Genomic DNA, 22,626 nt, shown 5'->3' with positions numbered 1-22,626 from the left:
GCAGCTTCCCAAAATAATTGCGAAATCTGCGCAATTAAATCGGTGCGCAGGCGTGAGTCGCGCAGCTTCGGCCGCGTCACTGGTGAGCCAGCCGCGCCCGCAACCGCTCCGCCTCCGACTGCGGCGAGGCGTCCGCGCCCAGGTCGAAACGCACCCGCTCGATGCGGCCGGTGAAGGCGTTGCGCACCGGCGGATAGTCCTCGCTGACCGGTGTGCCCCGGTCGACGCCCACGTTGAGCGACTCGTCGAAACTGAAGTAGTACGCCGTCGTGGCCTCCACACGGCCCTTCGCCACCGCGGTGCCGTCGACCTCCACGGTGATCCCGGCGCCGCTGCCGGGCGCCCCGCCGTCGTAGTCGAACCGCATCGCCACGGTGTGCGAACCGGGGGACATCCGACGCCTGGATCGCACCACGGTGCGATCCAGGCCGTAACGGTTGTACGCGTACGCGACCGTCCCGTCCACACAGTACAAAGACCAGCCGCCGAACCGGCCGCCCTGCGCTACCAGCACCCCGCCCGCATCCACATCGGCCTCCAGATCGACGGTGATGACGTGCGAACGGTTCTTCACGTCCGGGGCCGCGTCCTCACCGAGCCGCTTGGCCGTCGGCCCCAACACGATCGACGTCCGCCCGTGGTGCAGATCCAACCGGCCCGCCAGCGCCGGGTTCTCGCGCTCGGTCACCCGATCGTCCAACGGGAACACGTGATAGCGCGTGGCCTCGACGGTGAACAACTCCCGCAACTGCCGCAGCTTGTCGGGATACTTCGCGGCCAGATCGTGCGCCTGACTCCAGTCGGTCGCGGTGTCGTACAACTCCCACACGTCGTCGTCGAAGGAACGCTGTCCATCGGGGACCATCAGCCACGGCGTGCCGTGACGGGTCACGGCGGTCCAACCCTCGTGGTAGATCCCGCGATTGCCGACCATCTCGAAGTACTGGGTCGTGCGCCGATCCGGCGCGGCTGCGTCGTCGAAGCTGTAACGCATGCTGACGCCCTCGATCGGCTGCTGCGCGAACCCGTTGACCGTATCGGGATGCGGCACACCGGCGGCGTCCAGAATGGTCGGCAGCACGTCGATCACGTGATGCCACTGGTGCCGCACCTGCCCCCGCGCGGCGATACCGTTGCCCCACCGCACGATCAGACCGTCACGGGTGCCGCCGTAGTGCGAGGCGACCTGTTTCGTCCACTGGTACGGCGTGTTCATCGCCAACGCCCACCCCACCGGGTACAACGGATACGTGGACGCGGTGCCCAGCTGATCCAGCCGGGCGTCCATATAGGCCGTGTCGTCGGCCAGGCCGTGCCCCACCAGATGCTCCCGAAACGTCCCCTCGATCCCGCCCTCACCCGAGGCACCGTTGTCGCCCAGCATGTACACGAACAACGTGTCGTCCAGGACCCCCATGGCCTCCAACGCGTTGACGAACCTGCCGACCTGCGCGTCGGTGTGCTCGGCGAAACCCGCGTACACCTCCATGAACCGCGCCGCGACCCGCCGCTCCGCCTCGTCCAGCTCGTCCCAGTGCGGCACACCCTCCGCCCACGGCCCCAGCTCGGTGCCGGTGGGCACGATACCCAGTTCCTCCTGCCGCGCCAGGGTCTGCGTGCGGATCGCGTCCCAGCCGACGTCGAACCGGCCCGCGTACTCCTGTGACCACTGTGGCGCGACATGGAACGGGGCGTGCGTCGCGCCAAACGCCAGATACGTCAAGAACGGTTTGTCCGGCGTCATCGCCTGCTGCGTACCCACCCAGTCGATCGCGTGGTCGACGAGATCCTCCGACAGGTGGTAACCGTCCTCTGGCAACCGATCCGGCTCCACCGGCGTCGTGCCCTCATACAGCTGCGGATACCAGTGGTTCATCTCGGCGGCCATGAACCCGTAGAACTTGTCGAAACCCTCACCGGTGGGCCAGCGAGTGAACGGACCCGACGGGCTCACCTCCGCGGGAGGCGTCTGATGCCACTTCCCGAACGCCGCCGTGCTGTAACCGTTGCCGCCCAGTATCTGCGCCATCGTCGCGGCACTGGGCGGACGGTAACCGGTGTAACCCGGCTGCGGCGTCGTCATCTCCGAGGTGACACCCATGCCGACCGAGTGGTGGTTGCGGCCGGTCAACAACGCCTGCCGCGTCGGTGAACACAACGCCGTCACATGGAACCGGCTGTACCGCAGCCCCTCGTCGGCCAGGCGCTGCGCCGTGGGCATCCGGCACGGGCCGCCGTACGGACTGGACGCGCCGAACCCCATGTCGTCGACCAACACGACCACGACGTTGGGCGCCCCCGACGGCGGCCGCACCGGCACCACCGGCTCCGGGGGACTGACCGTCGCGGCCCCGGTCGCGGACTGCGCGTCACGGGTGGCGGAACGGACGTCGATCGGAAGCCGGGTGCGGTCGGGTGCGGTCATGACACACATTGCACACCATCGATCGCCCGCGTCACGACCTGCGGTGGCTCACTGGCCGGGCGCGTCACCCGCCGCGTCGGCCGGGGACAGCCGCCACAACCCGGTCAGGTTGAACGCGATGTCGTCGAAGTCGGTGCGCGTGTCGGCGCGGCGGTGCAGCAACCAGCGACGCGCTTCCGGTTCCTCGCGGAAACCAGCCCCGTCGGTCAGCTCGCGGGCCCGTTCCTCGGTGAGCAGGTACAGCCCGAACGCGTCCATCACGTCGACGCGTTCCCGCAGCCGCTCCTGGTCGGCGATGTCGGTGTCGGACAACTCGATGTCGGCCTCGCCGAACAACTGCATCCCGCAGCTGTACAGCACCTCGCCGTCGAAGATCGGCCGCTTCACGAACGCGTAGTACAGCGCCTCCAGCAGTTCGGCCTCGTCGTCGGCCGTGGCGGCCAACTCCGCCAGGCCCAGCCATTTGTCGCGACCGTGTGCCAGGCCGCTGCTCTCGTTCTTGGCCGCGCCCGCGCCGTCGCGCAGCAGGGCGTCGGTCACCGCCAGCATGCGACGCGAATTGTCCACTTCGGTCGACGGCCGCATCGGTGGCGACAGGATGTAGGCGACGCTGTCGTGCCGTTCCACAGCGTCCCAGTCGTCGTCGGTGAAACTGGCCATGGTCAGGCTGGCCTGAAACGCCTGCGGCATGTTCGGATTCGGGGCCGCCTCACTGTTGTCGTCGTCGAGTGTGAACTCCGGTCCGCCGACCTCGGTGGCGATCTTGCGGCAGCGTTCGAGGTCGAGACCCGTTCCGACGAAACACATCACGTGACGGGGGTAGATCGGGGGTGGCTCGTAAGACATTCGCGGAAGCATAGTGGCCGCCGCGTCCGATCTACTCGGGCAGTCCGAACGTCACCGGCGGCCCCTCGGCGAAGCCGACCGTGACCCGCACCGGCCCCGAGGTACCCGGCAGCGTCCGCAGCCCGTCGGGTTCACCGCCGCACCAGTCCTCGATGGTCCCGACCGGTCCGGCGACGTCGATACCGGTGATCCCCAGGGGGCGTCGGCGGTGGGGCGCGTCCAGGACGGGCTGGCCCTGGGGCCAGTGGATCAGACACGGTAGAAACCGGCGCTCGAAGTTCGCGCCGAAACCGGCCAGTGTGTACGGCGGGAACTCAGGTCCTTCGGCGGGCGCCTCGATCACCGACATGTCGTGCGCGGCGGCGAGGTCGCGCAGCCGCGCCGCGTCCTCGATCACCACCAGCCACGCCATCGGGATCAGGGTGTGCGCCGGATGCGTGTCCAAGGCGTCGGTGTCGAACCGCAGCAGCGGCGGAGCATCGGCTGCCGGGGTCTCGCCGTTGGGATAGTGCACTTCCAGTATCTGCCCATGCCGCAGCGGTACGACGAGATTGGACAGTCCCAGGCCGGGGAGGGTGCGACCCCGGGCGACGCCCAGGCCCGCCTGATCGAGAACCTCCTCGGCCTCGGTCTTGCCGCGTGCGGCCAGGACGACGTGATCGATCTCCATGACCGCCAAGCTATCGATAATGAAAGTCGTTGTCAATAAAGGTCGATCAGTCGATCAGTGTGGCGTCCACAAAGTCGACACCGGCCAGGAACCCGCTCGACTTGTCACTCTTGCCGGTGACGGTCAACGTCAACTCGTGTTTCCCGGCCGACAGTTCGTGCTGCCCATAACTGGCCGGCTCCGGGACGGTGACCTTCGCGTCGTAACCGTCGAAGACGTCGCCGATCGCGGTCCCGTCCAGCGCCAACGTGCTGATGCCGTAGTCGGGGGCCTTCGTCTGCGCCACCGTCAGGTCGTACTTCCCGTCCTTGGGGACGGTGAACGCCACCGTGACGGTGTGGTCGGCCTTGTCGGGCCGGAACCACAACTGGGCGCCGCCGGACCATTGTGCGCCGCAACAGTTCGGCTGCGACTCCACCGGCGCCGTGGACTGCTGCGGCGGCAACAGCCGCTCCGCCTCCACCCGCAGCTTCGCGCCGCTGACACCCTCGGTCTCGGCGGAGTACGCGCCGGTGTTGCCCTCGGCGTCGAGGGCGCGAACGCGGTAGTACCAGGTCTCGCCGAGCCCCAGGCCATTGTGGTCGAACCCCGGGGTGCGGGTCGTGCCCAAGCGGTTGTCCGGACCGGGGGTGAAGCCCTTACTGGTCGAGCCGTACACCTCGTAGGTGGGGGAGTAGACGTCGTCTTCGGCCGGGTTCCAGGTCACCGCGATGGCGTTGTACTCGCGGGTTTCGGTGGTCACGCCGCGCGGCTCGGCCGGTTCGCCGGAGTTCCCGGAACCGGGCGCCACCGACAGCGCCGCGTACGAGGCCGCGTGGAAGGCCGGAGCCTCCGCCTTCGGCGTCAGCGTCACCGAGATGGACGACTTCCCGGCCGTCACCGACGCGGGAAGCGCGAACGCGTCGTCGCGCCAGCGCGCGGTCTCGTTGGACTGCGGCTGCTGCCAGGTGCCGACCTTCTCGCCGTCGACCGACACCTCGGCGGCCTGGTAACCGGCCTTCTGGTCGAACACGCGCCGCAGCACCACACCCTTGTTGCCCTCGTCGACGGCCATCGTGAACTCCACCGGGGACGTGGTGGCGCGTCCGTCCAACCTCACCGGTGACACCGGTCCATCGTGGCCCTCGAAGGTGCTCGACAGCGACTCGATCTCACCGGAGTCGTCCGATGTGTACCCGTGCTCCTGTTCACTGTCGGCATCCCCGACGTCGAGACTGTCGTTCCAGGCCAGCTGCGCGTCCGGCTGCTGGTACAGGTACGTCGTGGAACCCAACAGCGCCGGTTCGTTGTTGGCCGGACCGTGCTCGATACCGAACCGGATCGAGGAATCGAACTCCATTCCCTCGGCCACGAACAGCCGGTACATGCTGGTGCAGTCGAACTCGCAACCGTCCTTCTTCTCCTCGTGCACCGGGTTGCCGGTCATGGGCGCGTTGAAGGTGCCGCGGTTGAAGTACCAACCGCCCTCGTAGAAGTCCTCGGTTCCGGTGCCGTGCATCTCCGGGGTCAGCGACCCGTCGGTGAACAGCCGCTCGTCGCCCTCCAGGTAGTTGCGGATGTTGCCGGTCTCGATACGGCCCTCGACGGTCTCGGTCACCCCGACCACCCGGCCGCGACCGGTGGTGTCGGCGAAAACGTGGTCGCGCCCGTTCGTCGTGTCGTCCCGGTTGCCGATCGCGGTGAAGTACCCCGCCGGTCCACCGGCGGCGAGGTCGTCGCTCCAGCGATCGTCGGCGGCCGTAGTGACCTCGACGTCGCCACCGCTGATACCCACATCCGAGGAGTTCACGATCTCCACCGAGAACCCGCTGCGATACGGCATCAGCCACCACGCCGACAGCTGCTTCTTGTCCGCGTCGACGCCGAACATCAACGACCGCACGTCATACAGCCCCAGACCGGTACCGAAGAACTCACCCAACGGGGCGTCCACGGTGCGCCGGTCGTCGAAACTGATCCGCAGCCGCGCGTCGTGCAACACCGCGTCGGAGTCCCCGTCACCGGCGGCCAACTGCGGCAACGTGAACCGCAGCGCGCTGATCGCGCCCGGACCGCTGCCACTGGCCACCTCTCGGGTATCACCCGCGGGAACCTCCACATCAGACTTCGACGTCTGGGCGCCGTCCTGCGGCGGTTTCGGATCCGCCGTGCCAGCGGCGTTGAGCTTGTCGATCACGTCCTGAGCCGGGTCGGACGGATCGAACGGGGACACACCCTCGGCGCTGTCGAACTCCCGGGCGGTCACATGATGGAACAGCGGATTGTTCTGTGTGGTCACCCGCATCGAGGTCCGGTACGGCATCGGAACCTTGATGTAGACCCCACCCGAACTCTCATCGGCGTTGGCCACCAGCGGATGGACGAACGGCGCACCCAGCTTCCCATCCACGATGTCCTGAATCGACGCGTCCACGACGGTCTCGCCGTCCAGCTCGATGGTGATCGTCCCGGTCTTGCTGACATCGCCCTCGTCGCGGGTGAACCAGATCGAGTCGATCTCACCGGCCCCGACATGCTCGGCGATGACGCAACCGGCGTCGGTGGAACGCAGACACGAATAGGTGCCCACGAACCCGTCGTCGTTGCCGCCGCTGCGGTCGTAACTGGAGTACTGCCGGGTCCGGGCCCCGGTGTCGATCTCGGTCATGCGCTCGGGATGCCGGTAACTGTCCCAGCCGGTGGGGCCGGGCGCCGCGTGCGCGGGCTGCGCCGACACCGACAAACCGGTGAGCGCACCCGCCGTCAGCACCAAAACGGCGGCGAACCGCACCACGGCACGGGGCACCGCGCTGAGCAAACGATTTCGCGACTTTTCCGCAGCACGATCCAGGGGCGTCATGGGGGATACCTCGCCATTCGGGTAATCGATTACCCAAAACCCTAGAGCCGAGCGGGACACACTGTCAAGAACCCCCGACCCGCACGCGAACCGTTGGCACCAGCGGGTTGTGGCCCGGTTATGGCAAACCGGCACCCGCGTTCGCGCCGGTGGCGCCCGCGAACCGTCGCGGCTCGGCGTCGCACTCGGTACCGGGCTCGGGCAACGCGCCGTCGAGCAGATAACGGTGCACCACCTCGCGCACGCACGCGTTGCCGAGCCAGTAGGCCGCGTGAGCGTCCCCGTTGACGGTCACGAAACCGCTTCCTGGCAACTGTGAAGCCACATTGCGCGCCCCCGCCAGGTGCGTGCCCGCGTCGAGGGTGCTGTTGACCACCAACGCTGGGGGAGCGTCCTCGGCGTCCAACGGGGACGGAGGATTGCTTCCCCGCCGTGGCCAACCGGCACACCGCCAGGCGTTGCCCAGCACGTTGAGCCAACCCACGCGCGGCGTCTCGTCACGCCCCTGCTCGGCGATGGCCCGCAACGCGTGGAAACTGTCGGGCGTCACCGGAGAGTCGGCGCACCAGGTCACCTGCCCGGCATCACCTCGGAAGTCGTCGTACATGGCCTCGGCGAAACCGTCGCCGGTGCCGTCCTCGCGCGCCCGCGCGAACGCTTGCGCCAGCTTCTCGCCGTAACCCTCGAACTCCAGATTCCATGTGGACATGGTCCTAATCTGGATGTGCGAGACACTGCCGCCCTCAGAAGTGGGCAACGGCTCGTCCTCGGCGGCGGCCACCACCTCGTCCCAGACCTCCAGCACGTCCTCGCCACGCAAAGCGCACTTTGGGTTCTCGTCGCACCAGCGCGCGAACCGGGGAATCCGGTCCTCCATGACCTTCGCGGCATTGGCGTTGTCCCGCCAGTACGGCACCGTGTGATCGGCCACGCTGTCCAAATAGAGCCGTTCGAGATGCTCCCCATACAGCTCGGCGTACTCCTGCCCGAACACCGAACCGTAGGAGTTGCCGTAGTAGTAGATCTTCTCCTCGCCCAGCGATCGACGAATCGCGTCGATGTCGTGGGCGGCGTCCTCCGCCGACGTGTGCCCGGCCAACTTCGGCTGATCGGCCCGACAATCCTTCGCGTACGCGGCGACCTCGGCGCGCTGATCGGCATACGCCCCAGCCGAATCCAGAATCGACCCCACTGGCGGCGCCTTGTCGGGATCACACATCGGGCCACTGCCACCGAACCCACGGGAGTCGAACGTCACCACGTCGAACCACCGTGTCAGCTCCTCGAACGCGGCCTGGTCCTGCGGCTCGGTCAGCACCGACACCGCCTCGGCCGGTCCTCCCGGATGGAACACGACCGTGCCGCGTCGCTTCTCGGGATCCTGCGCGGGCAGCCGCGCCAACGACAACTCGATGCTCGCGCCGTCGGGGTCGTCATGGTCGATCGGCACCGGCAGGGTCGCGCACTGCGCCTTGTTGCCCTCGTCGCACGGCCGCCAATCCGGTTCCGCCGACTCAGCACTCGCCGCCGGGACACCCAGCCCCGCCACGACCACCACGCCGACCGCCACCACGATCCCACCGGGACGCCATACCCGCCGCAGCACCGACTCTCGCATCACGGATCCCTTTCACGCACCGGCAACCAAAAAACCAGTACGCGACATCATGCCCGATCCAGGCCCGCACCGACCCGGCATCCGAACGAAAACGATCACGGGGCAGCAAGAAGCTCCCGGGGCAGACCACCTCGCTAAGAAGGCGATCCATGTCGTAGTGGACTAGGTACGACACCCAGGAGCTCCGGTGGCCGCGTGGTATTCGCCCCCGCCAAGAGGCAAAGCCTCCGGGCGGAATCGAGGCGCTTCACGACCGTCCGTTGTACGAATCGGTTGCGCGCCGACTAGCGCGCGACCACCTCACGAGTCCAATTAACGCTCACTGTTTGGACCACCTCCTTTTCACGTGTAGGTCGAAGATAGCCACTCCCACGCGATCGCGCCACATTATTTGCTCACAGCGCAAGCGCTTGGCGCCGCGACTCAGCCTGGCTAGGCTGTGCTCCGAATACGCGATGCCAGGAGGGACAACCCGTGCTGCGCGAGGCCACCACAACCGACATACCGGCGATCGCCACCCTGATGCGGCAATCGGTGCTCGACACGTTCCCCCTGTTCCACGACGAACGCGAAACCGCCGCCGCCGCCCGCTACCTCACCGAACCCGACACGGTCCTCATCGACGACGGCACCTACTACGTCCACGAAGCCAACGGCCAGATCGTCGCCTGCGGCGGTTGGAGCAAACGCGACAAGCTCTACACCGGCTCCGGCGACGCCCCCACCGACGACCGCCTCCTCGACCCGGCCACCGAACCGGCCCGCGTCCGCGCGATGTTCGTCCGCGGCGACTGGACCCGCCGCGGCCTGGGCCGCGCCATCCTCACCCGCTGCGAACACGACGCCCGAGCCCAGGGCTTCACCACCCTGGTCCTCATGGCCACCCTGCCGGGCGAACCCCTCTACCGCTCCTTCGGCTTCCGGGAACGCGCCCGCACCCGGGTCCCGCTACCCAACGGCGTCACCCTGGACGGCGTCTCCATGGAATACCCGCTGTTACAGCGGCGAGTACACCTTCACACCGGCGCCTTCCAACATCGCCCGCAGTTCCGGGCTCGGATTCCCGCACACCTCACCGGTGATCGTCGCGACCTCGAGAAACCTCGGCATCAGGCCACTGATGTTCTCGGAGTGCGCCGTACCGGCGGCCGCGTCGCGATAGCGCTCGTGAACGAACGCCTCGGTGCCCTCGGCGTTGAGGTACACGTTGTACTCGATGGTGCCGGGGTCCTGAGTGCGCACGATCTCCTTCGCCTCGGCGACAAGGCGTTTGAACTCCTCCAGCTTGCCGTCGCGGATCACCAGGCGCGCCGTGCCGTGCATCTCGGTCATCGTCTCCGTCATGGCCGCAACCTAACACCCCACATTTAGCGCCCCTTCGGGACGAATGTGTGCTCGAACGAGCAGCCGTCGTCCTTCTCGTTGACGATGACGAGCTCGGCTTCGGATTCCGGCAGGAGACGCATGGCGATGGCGTCGTCGCTGTCGAGTCGTCCGCGAAGGCCCCGGGGCGCGAACTCGCAGTCGAAGCTGAACTTCAGGTTCCGGTTCGTGCCGTAGAAGCCTTCGGCGACACCGGATACGACGAGGCGACCGGGTTTCACCGGTTGTGCCTCGAAACTGTTGAGCGCCCAGGCTTTGTCGGGGTCTTCGTCGCGGACGTCGACGATGTCGAACTCGGGTGGCGTTTTCACATCCCACGTCACCGGGTGGTCTTCGCGTGCTTGAAAGACTTCGTCGCCGATGTCGAACTCGATCTGCATTTCGAACGGGCAGCCCTGGTTGACGTGATCGTCGGACGGCTCGGGAACGGCCTCTTTGGTCGCCGCGCACGTGTCGAAGAGCGATCTGATGCTGCGCCGCGCCTGGTCCAACAGGTCGCCGTTGAGCGTGAGTTCGCCAAGTCGCACAGCGGGCGCGTTGCCATCGTCGTCCCACTTGGTCTGCGCCAACAACTTCGTGCGCTTGGGGCTGCTGGCGACGTCGACATCGGCGGGCAGATCGTCGAAGAAACGATGGGTTCCCGGGAACACCGGAAATGACGGACGCGGATCGATCATCTCGAGAGCCGGGTCCTCGGCGCGCACCCCATCGATATCCAAATAGGTCAACGGCGTGTAAGGAAGGCTCACGTACACGAACGGATCATCGAGCATCCAGCCGTGTTTGGTTTCGGTGAGTTCGAAGACAGCGGTCTTGGTCTGACCCAATCCGGTGATCTCGGCGGAGACGGTCGCGGTGCCCGACTCGTTGATGACACCCTTGGGCCCGGCGGAGATCCACCCGAAATCCCAGTCGGTTCGCATGGCCTTGTCGGTCAGGAACGCATCCTCGCCATCGTGCTCGGTGTAGACGTCGGGGTCGTCGGTGCGTATCTCATTGAGAGTCTTCGGCAGAACCTCCGCCAAAGCCGCGTCGACATCGCGGTTCTTCGCCGCGGTCAAGAACCGCTCGACAGTCTCGTCCGGACCGGACAGTTCATCGATGGTGATCCAGCTGGCGACCCCCACGACCAGGATGACCCCGCCGATGACGAACCGGCGCAGCCGTCGCCGTCGGGTTGGCAGTTCGGTGTCCGGTTCCATCGGGGCTCCTCGCTCGCGGGGCAGGCGAGGATATGACGACGCGTCAAATCTCGTGGTGTTCGCGGCGCCCGCTGCCGGTGCGGGACGCCCGTGACCGCCTACCCGACGCCGTAGAGGTGTTCCAGGGCCAGCTGGTCGAGTCGTTCGAAGGCCATGCCCCGGGCGGCCAGACCCGCGACGTCGACCGTGAGGTCTTTTATGGAGGCCCAGGTTTCGCCCTTGGCCAGGGTCGGGACGGTGAGTTGGTCGACCCGCGCGGCTTCGAGGGCTTCTCGTACCCGTGGGTCGGAGCGGAATGTGTGGACCTTGTCGCGCAGGATCTTGTAGTTGCGCATGCAGGCGGCCGCGGCGACCCAGACGCCGTCGTCGTCCTCGGTGCGTGGGGGTTTGAAGTCGAAGTGGATCGGGCCGGAGTACTGGCCGTTGGCGATGCCCTCCTCGATGGCGTCGACGGCCCAGAAGGCGCCGCCGACGTTGCCCGCGCCGAAGCGCAGGTCCTGGTCGTAGCGGGGACCGGTCTGGCCGTTGAGGTCGATGTGGAACAGTTTGCCGTGCCACAGGGCTTGGCGGATTCCGGCGGCGTAGTCGAGTCCGGCCATCTCCTCGTGGCCGATCTCGGGGTTGACGCCGACCCGGTCGGAGTATTCGAGTTCGTTGATGAAGGCCAGGGCGTGGCCGACGGTGGGCAGGAGGATGTGGCCGCGCGGCTCGTTGGGTTTGGGTTCGATGGCGAAGCGGGTGTCGTAGCCCTGGTCGGTGACGTAGGCCCCGAGGATGTCGAAGGCTTCCTTCATCCGGTCGAGGGCGGCCTGGATGTTCTTGGCGCCGCCGGATTCCGCGCCTTCGCGGCCGCCCCAGCACACGTAGACCCCGGCTCCCAGTTCGGCGGCCAGGTCGAGGTTGCGCATGACCTTGGCGAGGGCGAAGCGGCGCACGTCGCGGTCGTTGTGGGTGAAGGCGCCGTCCTTGAAGATCGGGTGGCTGAACAGGTTCGTGGTGGCGGTGGTGACCTTGAGGCCGGTCGCGTCGAGGGCCTTGCGGAAGGCGGCGATCTTGGCGTCGCGGACGGTTTCGGGGTCGTCGAAGTCGAACACGTCGTTGTCGTGGAAATTGACCCCGTAGGCGCCGATCTCGGCGAGTTTGTGGACCGCGCGGTCGGCGGGCATGGGGGCGCGGGTCGCGGGGCCGAACACGTCCTGGGCGGCCCAGCCGACCGTCCAGATCCCGAAGGAGAACTTGTCGTCCGGCACGGGTGTGTACTTGTCGCTCATGGTGTCTTGCCCTTCTTATCGGTGGGACGTCCAGGACGCGGTTTCGTCGCGCAGGGTCGAGTACTGCTCGGTGACGGAGGTGGCGGCGCGGCCGATGAAGCCGGTGGCGGCACCGGTGTTCCACTGTGGTGGGTGTGGGCGGCCGGACAGGGCCCAAGCGGCCTGCCGGGCCGCGCCCAACGCGACGTACTCGGCCGTGGGTGGGACTTCCACGTCGAGACCGAACACGTGCGGGGCGATGCGGCGCACGGCCTCGGAGGAGCTGGCGCCGCCGATGAGCAGCACCCGTCCGGCGCGCAGGCCCTGGGCGGACAGTGCGGCCAGGCCGTCGGCCTGGGCCGACAGCATGCCCTCCACGGCGGCGCGGGCCAGGTCGGCGCGGGTGGTGTGGGTGGTGAGGCCGGACAGGACGCCGGTCGCGTTGGGGCGGTTGGGGGTCCGTTCACCGTCCAGATAGGGCAGCAGGGTCAGGCCGCCCGAGCCCGGTGCCGCGGCCAGCGCCAGCGCGTCGAACCCGGCGTGGTCGACGTTGAGCAGGTCGCGGACGGTGTCGAGCACCCCGGCCGCGTTGAGGGTGCACACCAGCGGCAGGAACCGGCCGGTGGCGTCGGCGAAACCGGCGACCAGTCCGGTGGGGTCGGCGGCGGGGGCCTCGGCGACGCCGAAGACGGTCCCCGAGGTGCCCAGCGAGATGACCACGTCGCCGGACTCCAGCCGCAGTCCCAGTGCGGCACCGGCGTTGTCGCCGGTTCCGGGGGCGACGGCAACACCGTTCGGGGTGTGGCCGACGATCTCGTTGGGGGCGGCCACCCGGGGCAGCACGGCGTCGTGGCCGAGCGCGCCGATGACGGTGTCGCGCAGGTAGACGCCGGTGTCGGGGGACCAGTAGCCGGTGCCCGACGCCTCGGAGCGGTCGGTGGTGGCCTCGGCGAAGCCGACGCCGCGCAGTTTCAGGGTCAGCCAGTCGTGGGGGAGCAGGACGGCGGCGGTGCGTTCGGCGTTGTCGGGTTCGTGTTCGGCCAGCCAGGCGAGTTTGGTGACGGTGAAGGACGCGGTGGGCACCGATCCGGTGCGCTGCGCCCACACGCCGGGTCCGCCGCCCTCGCCGGTGAGGCGGGCGGCCTGCGGGGCCGAGCGGGTGTCGTTCCACAACAGAGCCGGGCGGATGACCTCGCCGTGTTCGTCGAGGGCGATCAGGCCGTGTTGCTGGCCGGAGACGGCAACGGCCTCGGCGCGGTCGATGAGGTCGCCGCCAGCTTGTTGGAGCGCATCCCACCAGACCTGCGGCGGGCATTCGGTGCCGTCGGGATGCGGGGCGGTTCCGGAGTCGACGACCTGTCCGGTCTCGGCGTCGACCAGTAGGACTTTCGTTGAGCGCGTTGAGGAGTCGATTCCGGCTACCAGGGTCATGGTGACCTCCTTGATGAGGCGGAGGGGGTGGCGGTGGAATCGCGGACCACCAGTGTGGTGGCCAGTTGGACGTGGTGGGAGTCGGGGACCTTGTCGTCGGCGATGTCGAGCAGCGTGCGGGCCGCGACCCGGCCCATCTGGCGCAGCGGTTGTCGCACGGTGGTCAGCGGCGGGTCGGTCCACATCGCACCGTAGGTGTCGTCGAAGCCGACGACGCTGAGGTCTTCGGGGATGCGAAGGCCCCGGGAGCGGGCGACCTGGATGACGCCCACGGCGATCGCGTCGCTGGCGGCGAAGATGGCCGTGGGCACCTCGTCGAGGCCCAACAGGTACCCGCCGATCTCGGCGCCGGTCTCGGAGGTGAACGGTCCCCGGCGGATCAGCGTCGGGTCGGGCACGATCCCGGCCGTCTCCAGGGCTTCGCGGTAGCCGTGCAGGCGTTCGCGGCCGGGCACCGAGTGCTCCGCGCCCCCGGCGAAGGCGATGCGGGTGTGTCCGAGACCCAGCAGGTGCCGGGTGGCCTGCACGCCCCCGGCCCAGTTGGTGGCGCCGATGCTGATGACGCGTTCGTCCAGCGGGTTGACCGGGTCGATGACCACCAGCGGCAGGCCCAGGTTCTCGCAGGTGGCGATCTCCTCGCCGGTGAGCTGGGTGGTCACCACGATGAGTCCGGTGTGGCCGCGCACCGCGATCTCCTTGATCCGGTCGACGCCCAGTGACCGGTCCGGGATCACGCCGTCGGGGGCCAGGACGCTGGTCACCACGTCGACGCCGAGTTCACGGCCCGCGTTGATCACGCCGTCGAGGACATGCGGCGAGTACATGTTGACGATCGTGTCGAACACGACGTGGACGGTGCCGTGGTCGGTGGCCTCCCGGGGGCCGGTGCTGGGGGTGTAGTTGAGTTCCCGGATCACCTGGTGCACCTGCCGCCGGGTCTCCTCCGACACTCCGGGGCGTCCATTGAGCACCTTGGAGGCGGTGGCCTTGGAGACGCCCGCGCGCGCGGCGACCTCGGCCAGGGTCGCGCGGGGCAGGGCGGGGCCGGTCATCGCTACACCTCGGACTCGTTCGGGGCTCTCATTCTAGCCAGTCAACGAAACTTTTTCTATAGCCGCGCCAAGTCTAGCCGCCTTGACAGGCGATTTCATATTGGTAGATTGACAAACATTGAGAAACATGTACGAAACAGTTTCCGGCACTGTATCCGGGCTGCGGCCCGGAGAAGGGAATCGAGCCATGAAACGTGGAACCAGCCGCCGTACCCTCCTGTCCCTCGGCGTGGCGGTGCCGATCCTGGCCGCGACCGGATGCGGACGGCAACCCGGCGCCGCCGGCGCCACCGCCTGGGCCCTGACCGGCGGATCCGAGGACGCCACCCGCGACTCCTTCAAAGCCTGGAACAAGAGCCACCCCGACGAGAAGATCACCGTCGAATGGTTCGCCAACGATGACTACAAGGAGAAGATCCGCACCGCCGTCGGCTCCGGTAACGCCCCAACACTCATCTTCGGCTGGGCCGGGGCCCTGCTGGCCGACTACGTCAAGAACAAGCACGTCATCGACCTGACCGAGGACGTCGAGAAGCTCAGTAAACGGCTGCTGCCCTCGGTGGCGGCCGTCGGGCAGATCGACGGCAAGACCTACGCCGTTCCCAACAACCAGACCCAGCCGATCGAGATGTTCTACAACACCGAGGTTCTGGGCAAGGCCAAAGCCGAGCTCCCGAAAACCTGGGACGAACTGCTCGATGCGGTCGACAAGCTCAAATCCGCCGATGTCATCCCGATCGCGCTGGCCGGGCAGAGCGTGTGGCCCGAACTGATGTGGATCGAATACCTCGCCGACCGGATCGGCGGGCCGGAGGCATTCGGCCGCGTCCTCGACGGCGAGAAGGGCGCCTGGTCGCACCCGGACATGCTGGACGCCCTTGACAAGGTCACCGAACTGGTGGAGCTGGGCGCCTTCGGCGACAACTACGGTTCGGTGGAGGCCGACGCGGGTGCCGACACCGCGCTGGTCTACACCGGCAAGGCCGGGATGATCCTGCACGGCAGCTGGGTCTACCCCGACTTCATCAAGAACGCCCCCGAACTGATCAAGAAGGACGGTCTGGCCTACTCGACCTTCCCGACCGTCAAGGGCGGCAAAGGCGATAAATCAAATGTGGTCGGCAATCCGGCGAACTTCTGGTCGGTGTCGTCCTCGGCCACCGAAACCCACCGAAACACCGGCACCTCATACCTGGGCGGGGACCTGTTCGACGACGACCACATCGACTCGCTGCTGGCCGTCGGGGCCGTACCCCCGGTCACCGGCATCGAGGACAAGATCGGCGAGGCCGACAACGCCGACTACCTGGACTTCACCTACGGCCTGGCTCGCGACGCCAAGCACTTCGAACTGTCCTGGGACCAGGCGCTACCGTCCAAACAGGCCCAGGAACTGCTGGAAAACCTGAGCAAACTGTTCCTCGGCGACGTTGGTGCCGAGGACTTCGCCAACGCGATGGACAAGACCCTGTGACCCGTGCCGTCCGGGCGACCGGGCCGAGCGGCTGGTTCGCGGCACCCGCCGTGCTGCTGTTCGGCGTGTTCGCGATCGTGCCGCTGTTCGGGGTCGCCGCGCTGTCTTTCGCCCACTGGGACGGCCTCGGCCCAATCTCGTGGGCGGGCCTCGACAACTACAGGGCCGCGGCGGCCGACCCCGACACCCGAACCGCGGTGTGGCTGACGGCCAAGCTCACCGTTGTCTCGGTGCTGTTCCAGGCGCCGGTGAGTCTGCTGCTCGGCGTCTTCCTCGCCGGACGACAGCGCTACCGGGCCGTCTTGGGCGCGCTGTTCTTCCTGCCACTGCTGTTCAGCTCCGCGGCCGTCGCGCTCACCTTCGTCGCGCTGCTCGACCCGAACTTCGGCGCCGGTACGGCGCTGGGGATCCCGGCGCTGAGCCGAGACTGGCTGGGCGATCCGCAGCTGGCCTTCTACGTGGTCGTGTTCGTGATCGGCTGGTCGTTCATCCCGTTCCACACGCTGATCTACCAGGCCGGGGCCCGGCAGATTCCGGCCGAGATCTACGAAGCCTCCCGTATGGATGGTGCTGGGGCGGTGGCGCAGTTCTTCCGCATCACCCTGCCGTTGCTGAAATACACGATCGTCACCTCCACCACGCTGATGACGGTCGGGTCACTGACCTATTTCGACCTGATCTTCGTGCTCACCGGCGGCGGGCCCGGCAACGCCACCCGGGTGCTGCCGCTCGACATGTACCTGACCGGGTTCCGTTCCTACGAGATGGGGCAGGCCAGCGTCATCGCACTCGTCCTGGTGGTCGTCGGACTCGTCATCGCCTTGGGGCTCAACCGGATCACCGGCGCCAGCCGGATGGAGTCCGAAATGGAGGGATCATGAGCCGGGTGGTGAGGAACCGGCCCAACGTGGCCGGAGCGCTCGCGGGCTGGATCTGGCTGGCCGTCATCATCGGGCCGATCTACTACATTCTCGTCACCAGCCTGCGACCGCAGGCCGACTACTTCGGCGAGAGTCCGCTGTCGTGGCCGTCGCACCCCACCCTCGCCGCCTACGGTCGCGTACTCGACAACGGTTTCGCCGGATTCTTCCTCAACAGCGTCACCGTCACTGCCGCGACGGTCGCACTCACACTCGCCGTGTCCATCATGGCCGCCTACGTCATCACGCACGGGCGGGGCAGGTTCGGGCGCGAGGTGTTCCGGCTGGCCCTGCTGGGTATCGCGATCCCTATCCAGGCCGCGATCATCCCGGTCTACTACCTGATCGTCCAGTTGGGGCTCTACGACAGCCTGGCCGCGCTGATCCTGCCCTCGGTCGCGTTCGCCATCCCGATCACGCTGCTCATCCTGACCAACTTCCTGCGCGACGTCCCGCGCTCCCTGTTCGAGTCGATGCGCCTGGACGGGGCCGGTGAATGGACGATCCTGCTGCGGCTGGTGCTGCCGATGTCGCGCCCCGCCCTGGCTGCCGTCGGCGTGTACAACGCGCTCCAGGTCTGGAACGGGTTCCTGTTCCCATTGGTGCTCACGCAAAGCGCCGACACCCGCGTGCTGCCGTTGTCGCTGTGGTCCTTTAAGGGGGAGTTCGCGATCGATGTGCCCGCGGTGCTGGCGGCCGTGGTGCTGTCGGTGCTGCCGATGCTCGCCGCCTACGTCCTGACCCGTCGGCAACTGGTGTCCGGCATGACCGCCGGTTTCGGAAGATAACAGGAAAGGACACCCACCCATGGCAGACGACAACCGTTGGCACGACACGCGACTGTCCATCCCCGAACGCGTCGAGGCCCTGCTGGGTTCCATGACCGTGCCGGAGAAACTCGCGCAGCTGGGCGCGTTCTGGCCGCCGCATCCCGAAACCGGTGACGGGGAGGTCGCGCCGATGGAGAACGCCATGCGCACCGGGCCCAAGACCCTGGACGAAGCCGCCGAACACGGACTGGGCCACCTCACCCGGCCGTTCGGCACCCGGCCGATCCCGGCGCGCGCGGGGGCGTCCGAACTGGAGCAAACCCAGCGCCGCATCGTCGACTCCACCCGGCTGGGCATCCCCGCGATCGCCCACGAGGAATGCCTCACCGGCTTCACCACCCTGGGCGCGACCGTCTACCCGACGTCGCTGGCCTGGGCCGCCGCCTTCGACCCCGACCTGATCGAGGCCATGGCCGCTCGCATCGGCGCCGACATGCGCGCCGTGGGAGTCCACCAGGGACTGTCGCCGGTCCTGGACGTGGTGCGCGACTACCGGTGGGGCAGGGTCGAGGAGACCATGGGGGAGGACCCGTACCTGGTGGCCGTCACCGGCACCGCCTACGTGCGCGGCCTGCAAGCGTGCGGGATCATCGCCACCCTCAAACACTTCGCCGGGTACTCCGCTTCCCGGGCCGCCCGCAACCACGCCCCGGTCCCGATGGGCCCCAGGGAGTTCGCCGACGTCATGCTGCCGCCGTTCGAGATGGCGGTGCGGCTGGGCGGCGTCGGTTCGGTGATGAACTCCTACGCCGACGTCGACGGCGTGCCCGCTGCCGTCAACCGGCGACTGCTGACCGAGATCCTGCGCGACCGCTGGGGTTTTCGCGGCACCGTCGTGTCCGACTACTGGGCCGTGGCGTTCCTCGATTTGACCCACCGGGTCACCGCCGACCGCGCCGACTCCGGTGTGCGCGCCATCGAAGCCGGTGTCGACGTCGAACTGCCCACCGTCGACGCCTACCGGCTGCTGGCCGCCAAGCTCGCCACCGGCGAACTCGACGAGGCGACAGTGGACACCGCCGTGCGGCGGGTACTGACCCACAAGGCCCAACTGGGTCTGCTCGACGCCGAACCGCCGCTGGCCGCCCCCGAACCGGACCGTGACCTCGACGGTCCCGCCAACCGGGCGATGGCCGCCGAGGTCGCCGAGAAGTCGATCGTCCTGTGCGCCAACGATGGCACGCTGCCGCTTTCGGCGACCACCAAACGGATCGCGGTCATCGGCCCCACCGGGACCGACCCGCGCACCATGCTGGGCTGTTATTCCTTCCCCAACCACGTGCTGTCGCGCTCCGGCGAGACCGGCCTCGGCATCGACGTGCCGACGCTCGCCGACGCCCTGCGGGCCGAGTTGCCCGACGCCGAGATCACCGCCGAGATAGGTGTACCCATCCGCGAGGCCGACCGTTCCGGCATCGCGGCGGCGGTCGCCGCGGCCCGGGCCGCCGAGGTGTGCGTCCTGGCCGTCGGCGACCTGGCGAGCCTGTTCGGACGCGGCACCTCCGGCGAGGGCTGCGACGTCAGCGACCTGTCGCTGCCCGGGATCCAGGCCGAACTGGTCGAGGCGGTGCTGGCCACCGGCACCCCGACGGTCCTGGTCGTCGTGTCGGGCCGCCCCTACGCCCTGGGGGCTTTCGCCGACCGCTGTGCCGCCGTCGTGCAGGCGTTCCTGCCCGGCGAGGCGGGCGGGGCGGCCATCGCCGGGATCCTGTCCGGACGCGTCAACCCCAGCGGCCGTCTCCCGGTGGGCGTTCCCCGCGAGCCGGGCGGCATGCCCGCCACCTACCTGGCACCGCCGCTGGGCCGCGACAGCCACGGCGTGTCCAACCTGGACCCCAGCCCGCTGTTCCCGTTCGGACACGGCATCGGCTACACGACCTTCGGCTACGGCGCACTCGAACTCGACACCACCGCCATCCCCACCACCGGACAGGTGACCGCCGCCGTCACCGTCACCAACACCGGCGACCGTCACGGCACCGAGATCGTTCAGCTGTACCTGTCCGACGAGGTCGCGCAGGTGACCCGCCCGGCGTTGCAGCTGGTCGGGTTCACCCGCGTCGACCTCGACGCGGGCCAAATCCGCACGGTCACCTTCACCCTGCACGCCGAACGCACCGCGTTCACCAGCGTCGACCTGACCCGGATCGTCGAGCCGGGCTGGTTCACGCTCGCGGCGGGCGGATCCAGCGAGAACCTTCCCGCCGTCGCGCGTTTCGCGATCACCGGCCGCACCCGTGCGGTGGGCGACGACGCGATCCTGACGACGCCGGTGGCCGTGACCTGAACGGCGCCGCGACGGGCTACGGGTTGTACAGTTTCCAGTCCCCTTCGGAGACGACCTCGATGTCGCCGTCGACGACCTTGATCGCGGTCTCGTCGTCGATGGCGTATCCCGGTACCGACAGACCGGCGGCCCACTGCTCGGCCACGGCGGTGGCGTGGGCGGGCATGTCCTTGTGGTTCAGGTGCGGGAAGATCGAGAAGTCCACCACGCCAAGGGTTTCGTGGCTACCCGTCGCAGGCTGCCAGTGCACGAACTTCTCCCAGATACTGGTGGCCATCACGACGCTTCCGGCGCTCAGTCCGACGTAGACGGTGTCGGTCAGCGACGGGAACAGGTCGGCCAGTCCCGACTCTCGCATCCAGTGGTGCAGGTACAGGGTGTCGCCGCCGTCGACCAACAGGACGTCGGCGTCGCGGACCATGGGCACCCACTGTTGCTCGCCGACGGTGGGCAGCGCGGTCAGCTCCAGCACCGCCACCGATTTCCAGTCCAGGTTCAACAGGGGTGCTTCGGTGTCGAGGCCGCGGATCAGCTGGTAGATGAACGTGGGCCCCATCGCCATGGCGTGCGCCGCGGTGGGGATGTAGAGCGCGTGGGACTCGGCGACCGGTTTGCCCAGCAGGCCCACCAGCGCGTCCTCGATGCTCTTGTTCCTGAATCCGGCCGATGTCAGCAGAAGTTTCATGCGTCTGTCCTTTGTCGTGTCGCGACCCCGCGATGAGCTTAGCTCCTCGGCTCTGTTCCTTTGTGACATTGAACTGGCAGTGCGAGTTGTGCTATAAGTCTCGGCTTCGGCTTGTTAAGGAAGGACACCGGCATGAACGACCGACCGAAGGATGCCGTTGCGTTGGATCGCGAGGACATGTTCGGGCTCGCCGAGGCGCTGCGATCAGACGCCGAGCGGTTTCTGAAGCGCGCCGGGGAGATCAACACCGCCATAGGATCGGGCAACACCGGGCACCGTGAGGACCGAGCCTGGGGTGCCGATCCCCGTAATCTGTCCGCGCAACCGATCGTGGAGTTCCACAATGAACTCGCTGACCGCGCGCACCGGCTTCTGGAGTCGGTGGGCACGGGGATGTCCAATCTCAGTGGCATCACCGAGGCCATTGTGGCCCGGTTCGGTGATCAGGACGCGCTGAGCTCCGCGTCGGTCGACGACATCAGTGTCGTCACTCGACTGGATCCATCGTCAGACCAACCACCCCAGGACAACCGTTAGGAGAACCCTTGGGAACGTACGATTCCTTTACTGTGGACCAGCTTCGGGAGATTGTCGATCCCGATCAACCCCAGACCCTGCGGCAACAGGCCGAAGGGTGGGGGAAGATGGCCGAACTGTTGCGGGAGTACAGTCTGCTGCTGGACGAACGCCTGAGGCTGGTGGAGCACTCCTGGACGGGAGAGGCGGCCACCATGTACTTCGACGAAGTCAGGCGGGTGCAGGAGTACATAGAGGACTCCGCTGAACGCGCCACGGCCAACTGCGGGTTGTGGTGCGTGATCGCCACCATGGCGGGCATCGCCAAGCACGATGTGAGCCATATCCACCAGCTGTGGAAGGACCTCGACGCCGCCACCGACGCCGTCGGCCTGGGGTTCGTAGCCGGAGTCTTCGGCGCGGATGAGGCGTTGGAGGACTTCCAACGCAAGCCCTTCGACGCGGCGTCCCGGCAGATCATGGAGGTGACGATGTCGGCTGCCGACGAGTCGTACGCGCGGATGCGGGACTTCGAGGAGTTCGAGCCGCCGCCGAGTGTGGACGATTCCGGGCTGGAGTTGCAGTCGGTGTCCACACCCGCGCCGCCCAGTGGTACGGCGGTCGCCCCACCGTCGACGACCGTCACCGCCACGCCGGCGGTGCCGCTCGGTCCGACGGCACCGCGCCCCGTGGTTCCGTCCGTCATCGGCAGTCGACCGGGCATGATGCCCATGGCACGTCCGATGATGGGCCCGGGCCACACGGTCCCGCCGGTGATCGGACAGCGCGACGGCGGGTCCGCGCAGCCCGGGGCCACCGGTCGGCTCATCGGCCGTGATGGAGTCGTGCGAGTCACCCCGGACGTCGACCTGCGGGACCCGAACGCGAGCCGCGCCCACTACGGTGGCGACGACGTGAACCGTGGCGTCATCAAGAGCCAGAACCCGCAGCGCGTGGCCGACGAGGCTCAGTTCAAGTTGGAAGAAGAGGTGCGCCGCCTGCGAGAACGCGCCTACGCCCACCGCGTGGAGACTCTCACCGCCGATCATTCGCAGTACGCGATTCCCGGCATTGTCGGCGATGACTCCGCATGGGACACGAAGGCGCACGATCCCGGTCCGGTGGCCTTCGATGTTCGGCGTCTGCGTCACCGCCCTGTCGTCGACGACTGGACGTTAGCCGTCAGGCGACATTGAGG

General features: G+C 67.8%; 17 protein-coding genes. 7 read left to right on the top strand and 10 right to left on the bottom strand.

Annotation, left to right across the window (positions count from 1 at the left end):
* Positions 1 to 76 precede the first annotated feature (76 nt).
* From SNAS_RS16080 to SNAS_RS16060, 5 genes are all read right to left on the bottom strand, one after another.
* A complete protein-coding gene (locus SNAS_RS16080) occupies positions 77 to 2,434 on the bottom strand; it encodes an arylsulfatase (protein WP_013018502.1) in 2,358 nt (785 codons plus the stop codon).
* Between the two features lie 39 nt (positions 2,435 to 2,473).
* Entirely contained in the window at positions 2,474 to 3,271 is a 798-nt protein-coding gene (locus tag SNAS_RS16075; protein WP_144300516.1) for a hypothetical protein, read from the bottom strand.
* 31 nt (positions 3,272 to 3,302) lie between these two features.
* Positions 3,303 to 3,941: a VOC family protein gene (locus SNAS_RS16070; RefSeq protein ID WP_013018500.1), complete on the bottom strand. Its 639-nt coding sequence runs from the start codon at positions 3,939 to 3,941 to the stop codon at positions 3,303 to 3,305.
* Positions 3,942 to 3,987: 46 nt separating this feature from the next.
* On the bottom strand, positions 3,988 to 6,780 hold the full coding sequence (locus SNAS_RS16065) for a DUF2961 domain-containing protein (protein ID WP_013018499.1): 2,793 nt from the start codon (positions 6,778 to 6,780) through the stop codon (positions 3,988 to 3,990).
* Positions 6,781 to 6,898: 118 nt separating this feature from the next.
* Positions 6,899 to 8,398, bottom strand: coding sequence for an alpha/beta hydrolase (locus SNAS_RS16060; RefSeq protein WP_013018498.1), 1,500 nt, complete (start codon positions 8,396 to 8,398; stop codon positions 6,899 to 6,901).
* A 474-nt stretch (positions 8,399 to 8,872) separates the two neighbouring features.
* Between SNAS_RS16060 and SNAS_RS36250 the strand changes: the two genes are divergently transcribed.
* On the top strand, positions 8,873 to 9,769 hold the full coding sequence (locus SNAS_RS36250; RefSeq protein WP_013018497.1) for a GNAT family N-acetyltransferase: 897 nt from the start codon (positions 8,873 to 8,875) through the stop codon (positions 9,767 to 9,769).
* Here SNAS_RS36250 and SNAS_RS16050 read toward each other — a convergent pair.
* The 4 genes from SNAS_RS16050 to SNAS_RS16035 form a co-directional block, all read right to left on the bottom strand.
* On the bottom strand, positions 9,766 to 10,908 hold the full coding sequence (locus tag SNAS_RS16050) for a hypothetical protein (protein ID WP_144300515.1): 1,143 nt from the start codon (positions 10,906 to 10,908) through the stop codon (positions 9,766 to 9,768). The genes SNAS_RS36250 and SNAS_RS16050 overlap by 4 nt on opposite strands.
* A 173-nt stretch (positions 10,909 to 11,081) precedes the next feature.
* Positions 11,082 to 12,254: a xylose isomerase gene (gene xylA / locus SNAS_RS16045; protein ID WP_013018495.1), complete on the bottom strand. Its 1,173-nt coding sequence runs from the start codon at positions 12,252 to 12,254 to the stop codon at positions 11,082 to 11,084.
* Between the two features lie 15 nt (positions 12,255 to 12,269).
* Positions 12,270 to 13,664 carry a xylulokinase gene (xylB, locus tag SNAS_RS16040; protein WP_013018494.1) on the bottom strand — a complete coding sequence of 465 codons (1,395 nt, stop codon included), beginning with the start codon at positions 13,662 to 13,664 and terminating at the stop codon, positions 12,270 to 12,272.
* Positions 13,661 to 14,716 (bottom strand): LacI family DNA-binding transcriptional regulator, encoded by a 1,056-nt coding sequence (locus SNAS_RS16035; RefSeq protein ID WP_013018493.1) that lies wholly within the window; start codon positions 14,714 to 14,716, stop codon positions 13,661 to 13,663. Before SNAS_RS16035 ends, xylB begins: the two co-directional genes overlap by 4 nt.
* Before the next feature lie 187 nt (positions 14,717 to 14,903).
* Here SNAS_RS16035 and SNAS_RS16030 point away from each other — a divergent pair, with 187 nt between their 5' ends.
* The 4 genes from SNAS_RS16030 to SNAS_RS16015 are packed head-to-tail and all read left to right on the top strand — an operon-like array spanning position 14,904 to position 20,227.
* Positions 14,904 to 16,190: an ABC transporter substrate-binding protein gene (locus tag SNAS_RS16030; protein WP_013018492.1), complete on the top strand. Its 1,287-nt coding sequence runs from the start codon at positions 14,904 to 14,906 to the stop codon at positions 16,188 to 16,190.
* Complete coding sequence (locus SNAS_RS16025; protein WP_013018491.1) at positions 16,187 to 17,071, top strand: carbohydrate ABC transporter permease; 885 nt, start codon at positions 16,187 to 16,189, stop codon at positions 17,069 to 17,071. The genes SNAS_RS16030 and SNAS_RS16025 overlap by 4 nt, the downstream gene beginning before the upstream one ends.
* Complete coding sequence (locus SNAS_RS16020; protein WP_013018490.1) at positions 17,068 to 17,898, top strand: carbohydrate ABC transporter permease; 831 nt, start codon at positions 17,068 to 17,070, stop codon at positions 17,896 to 17,898. The genes SNAS_RS16025 and SNAS_RS16020 overlap by 4 nt, the downstream gene beginning before the upstream one ends.
* Positions 17,899 to 17,917: 19 nt before the next feature.
* The gene (locus tag SNAS_RS16015; protein WP_013018489.1) at positions 17,918 to 20,227 is read left to right on the top strand and encodes a beta-xylosidase/alpha-l-arabinosidase; all 2,310 of its coding nucleotides are present in this window, start codon (positions 17,918 to 17,920) and stop codon (positions 20,225 to 20,227) included.
* 16 nt (positions 20,228 to 20,243) lie between these two features.
* Here SNAS_RS16015 and SNAS_RS16010 read toward each other — a convergent pair whose 3' ends face one another.
* Positions 20,244 to 20,912 (bottom strand): Type 1 glutamine amidotransferase-like domain-containing protein, encoded by a 669-nt coding sequence (locus SNAS_RS16010; RefSeq protein ID WP_013018488.1) that lies wholly within the window; start codon positions 20,910 to 20,912, stop codon positions 20,244 to 20,246.
* Positions 20,913 to 21,044: 132 nt separating this feature from the next.
* Between SNAS_RS16010 and SNAS_RS16005 the strand changes: the two genes are divergently transcribed.
* Positions 21,045 to 21,449 carry a hypothetical protein gene (locus SNAS_RS16005; RefSeq protein ID WP_013018487.1) on the top strand — a complete coding sequence of 135 codons (405 nt, stop codon included), beginning with the start codon at positions 21,045 to 21,047 and terminating at the stop codon, positions 21,447 to 21,449.
* 8 nt (positions 21,450 to 21,457) lie between these two features.
* The gene (locus SNAS_RS16000) at positions 21,458 to 22,624 is read left to right on the top strand and encodes a hypothetical protein (RefSeq protein ID WP_013018486.1); all 1,167 of its coding nucleotides are present in this window, start codon (positions 21,458 to 21,460) and stop codon (positions 22,622 to 22,624) included.
* Positions 22,625 to 22,626: the final 2 nt, after the last annotated feature.

It is taken from the genome of Stackebrandtia nassauensis DSM 44728, assembly GCF_000024545.1.
Lineage (GTDB): Bacteria > Actinomycetota > Actinomycetes > Mycobacteriales > Micromonosporaceae > Stackebrandtia > Stackebrandtia nassauensis.
The sequence above is the reverse complement of the archived record's forward strand: the minus strand, read 5'-3'. Positions and strand labels throughout refer to the sequence as shown.

What these genes read in the sequence shown, in the direction of transcription:
- SNAS_RS16080 (WP_013018502.1), bottom strand. Translation starts at nt 2,434, where the DNA reads ATGTGTGTCATGACCGCACCCGACCGCACCCGGCTTCCGATCGACGTC.
- SNAS_RS16020 (WP_013018490.1), top strand. Translation starts at nt 17,068, where the DNA reads ATGAGCCGGGTGGTGAGGAACCGGCCCAACGTGGCCGGAGCGCTCGCG.
- SNAS_RS16005 (WP_013018487.1), top strand. Translation starts at nt 21,045, where the DNA reads ATGAACGACCGACCGAAGGATGCCGTTGCGTTGGATCGCGAGGACATG.
- SNAS_RS16060 (WP_013018498.1), bottom strand. Translation starts at nt 8,398, where the DNA reads ATGCGAGAGTCGGTGCTGCGGCGGGTATGGCGTCCCGGTGGGATCGTG.
- SNAS_RS16075 (WP_144300516.1), bottom strand. Translation starts at nt 3,271, where the DNA reads ATGTCTTACGAGCCACCCCCGATCTACCCCCGTCACGTGATGTGTTTC.
- SNAS_RS16070 (WP_013018500.1), bottom strand. Translation starts at nt 3,941, where the DNA reads ATGGAGATCGATCACGTCGTCCTGGCCGCACGCGGCAAGACCGAGGCC.
- SNAS_RS16030 (WP_013018492.1), top strand. Translation starts at nt 14,904, where the DNA reads ATGAAACGTGGAACCAGCCGCCGTACCCTCCTGTCCCTCGGCGTGGCG.
- SNAS_RS16035 (WP_013018493.1), bottom strand. Translation starts at nt 14,716, where the DNA reads ATGACCGGCCCCGCCCTGCCCCGCGCGACCCTGGCCGAGGTCGCCGCG.
- SNAS_RS16065 (WP_013018499.1), bottom strand. Translation starts at nt 6,780, where the DNA reads ATGACGCCCCTGGATCGTGCTGCGGAAAAGTCGCGAAATCGTTTGCTC.
- xylA (WP_013018495.1), bottom strand. Translation starts at nt 12,254, where the DNA reads ATGAGCGACAAGTACACACCCGTGCCGGACGACAAGTTCTCCTTCGGG.
- xylB (WP_013018494.1), bottom strand. Translation starts at nt 13,664, where the DNA reads ATGACCCTGGTAGCCGGAATCGACTCCTCAACGCGCTCAACGAAAGTC.
- SNAS_RS16010 (WP_013018488.1), bottom strand. Translation starts at nt 20,912, where the DNA reads ATGAAACTTCTGCTGACATCGGCCGGATTCAGGAACAAGAGCATCGAG.
- SNAS_RS16015 (WP_013018489.1), top strand. Translation starts at nt 17,918, where the DNA reads ATGGCAGACGACAACCGTTGGCACGACACGCGACTGTCCATCCCCGAA.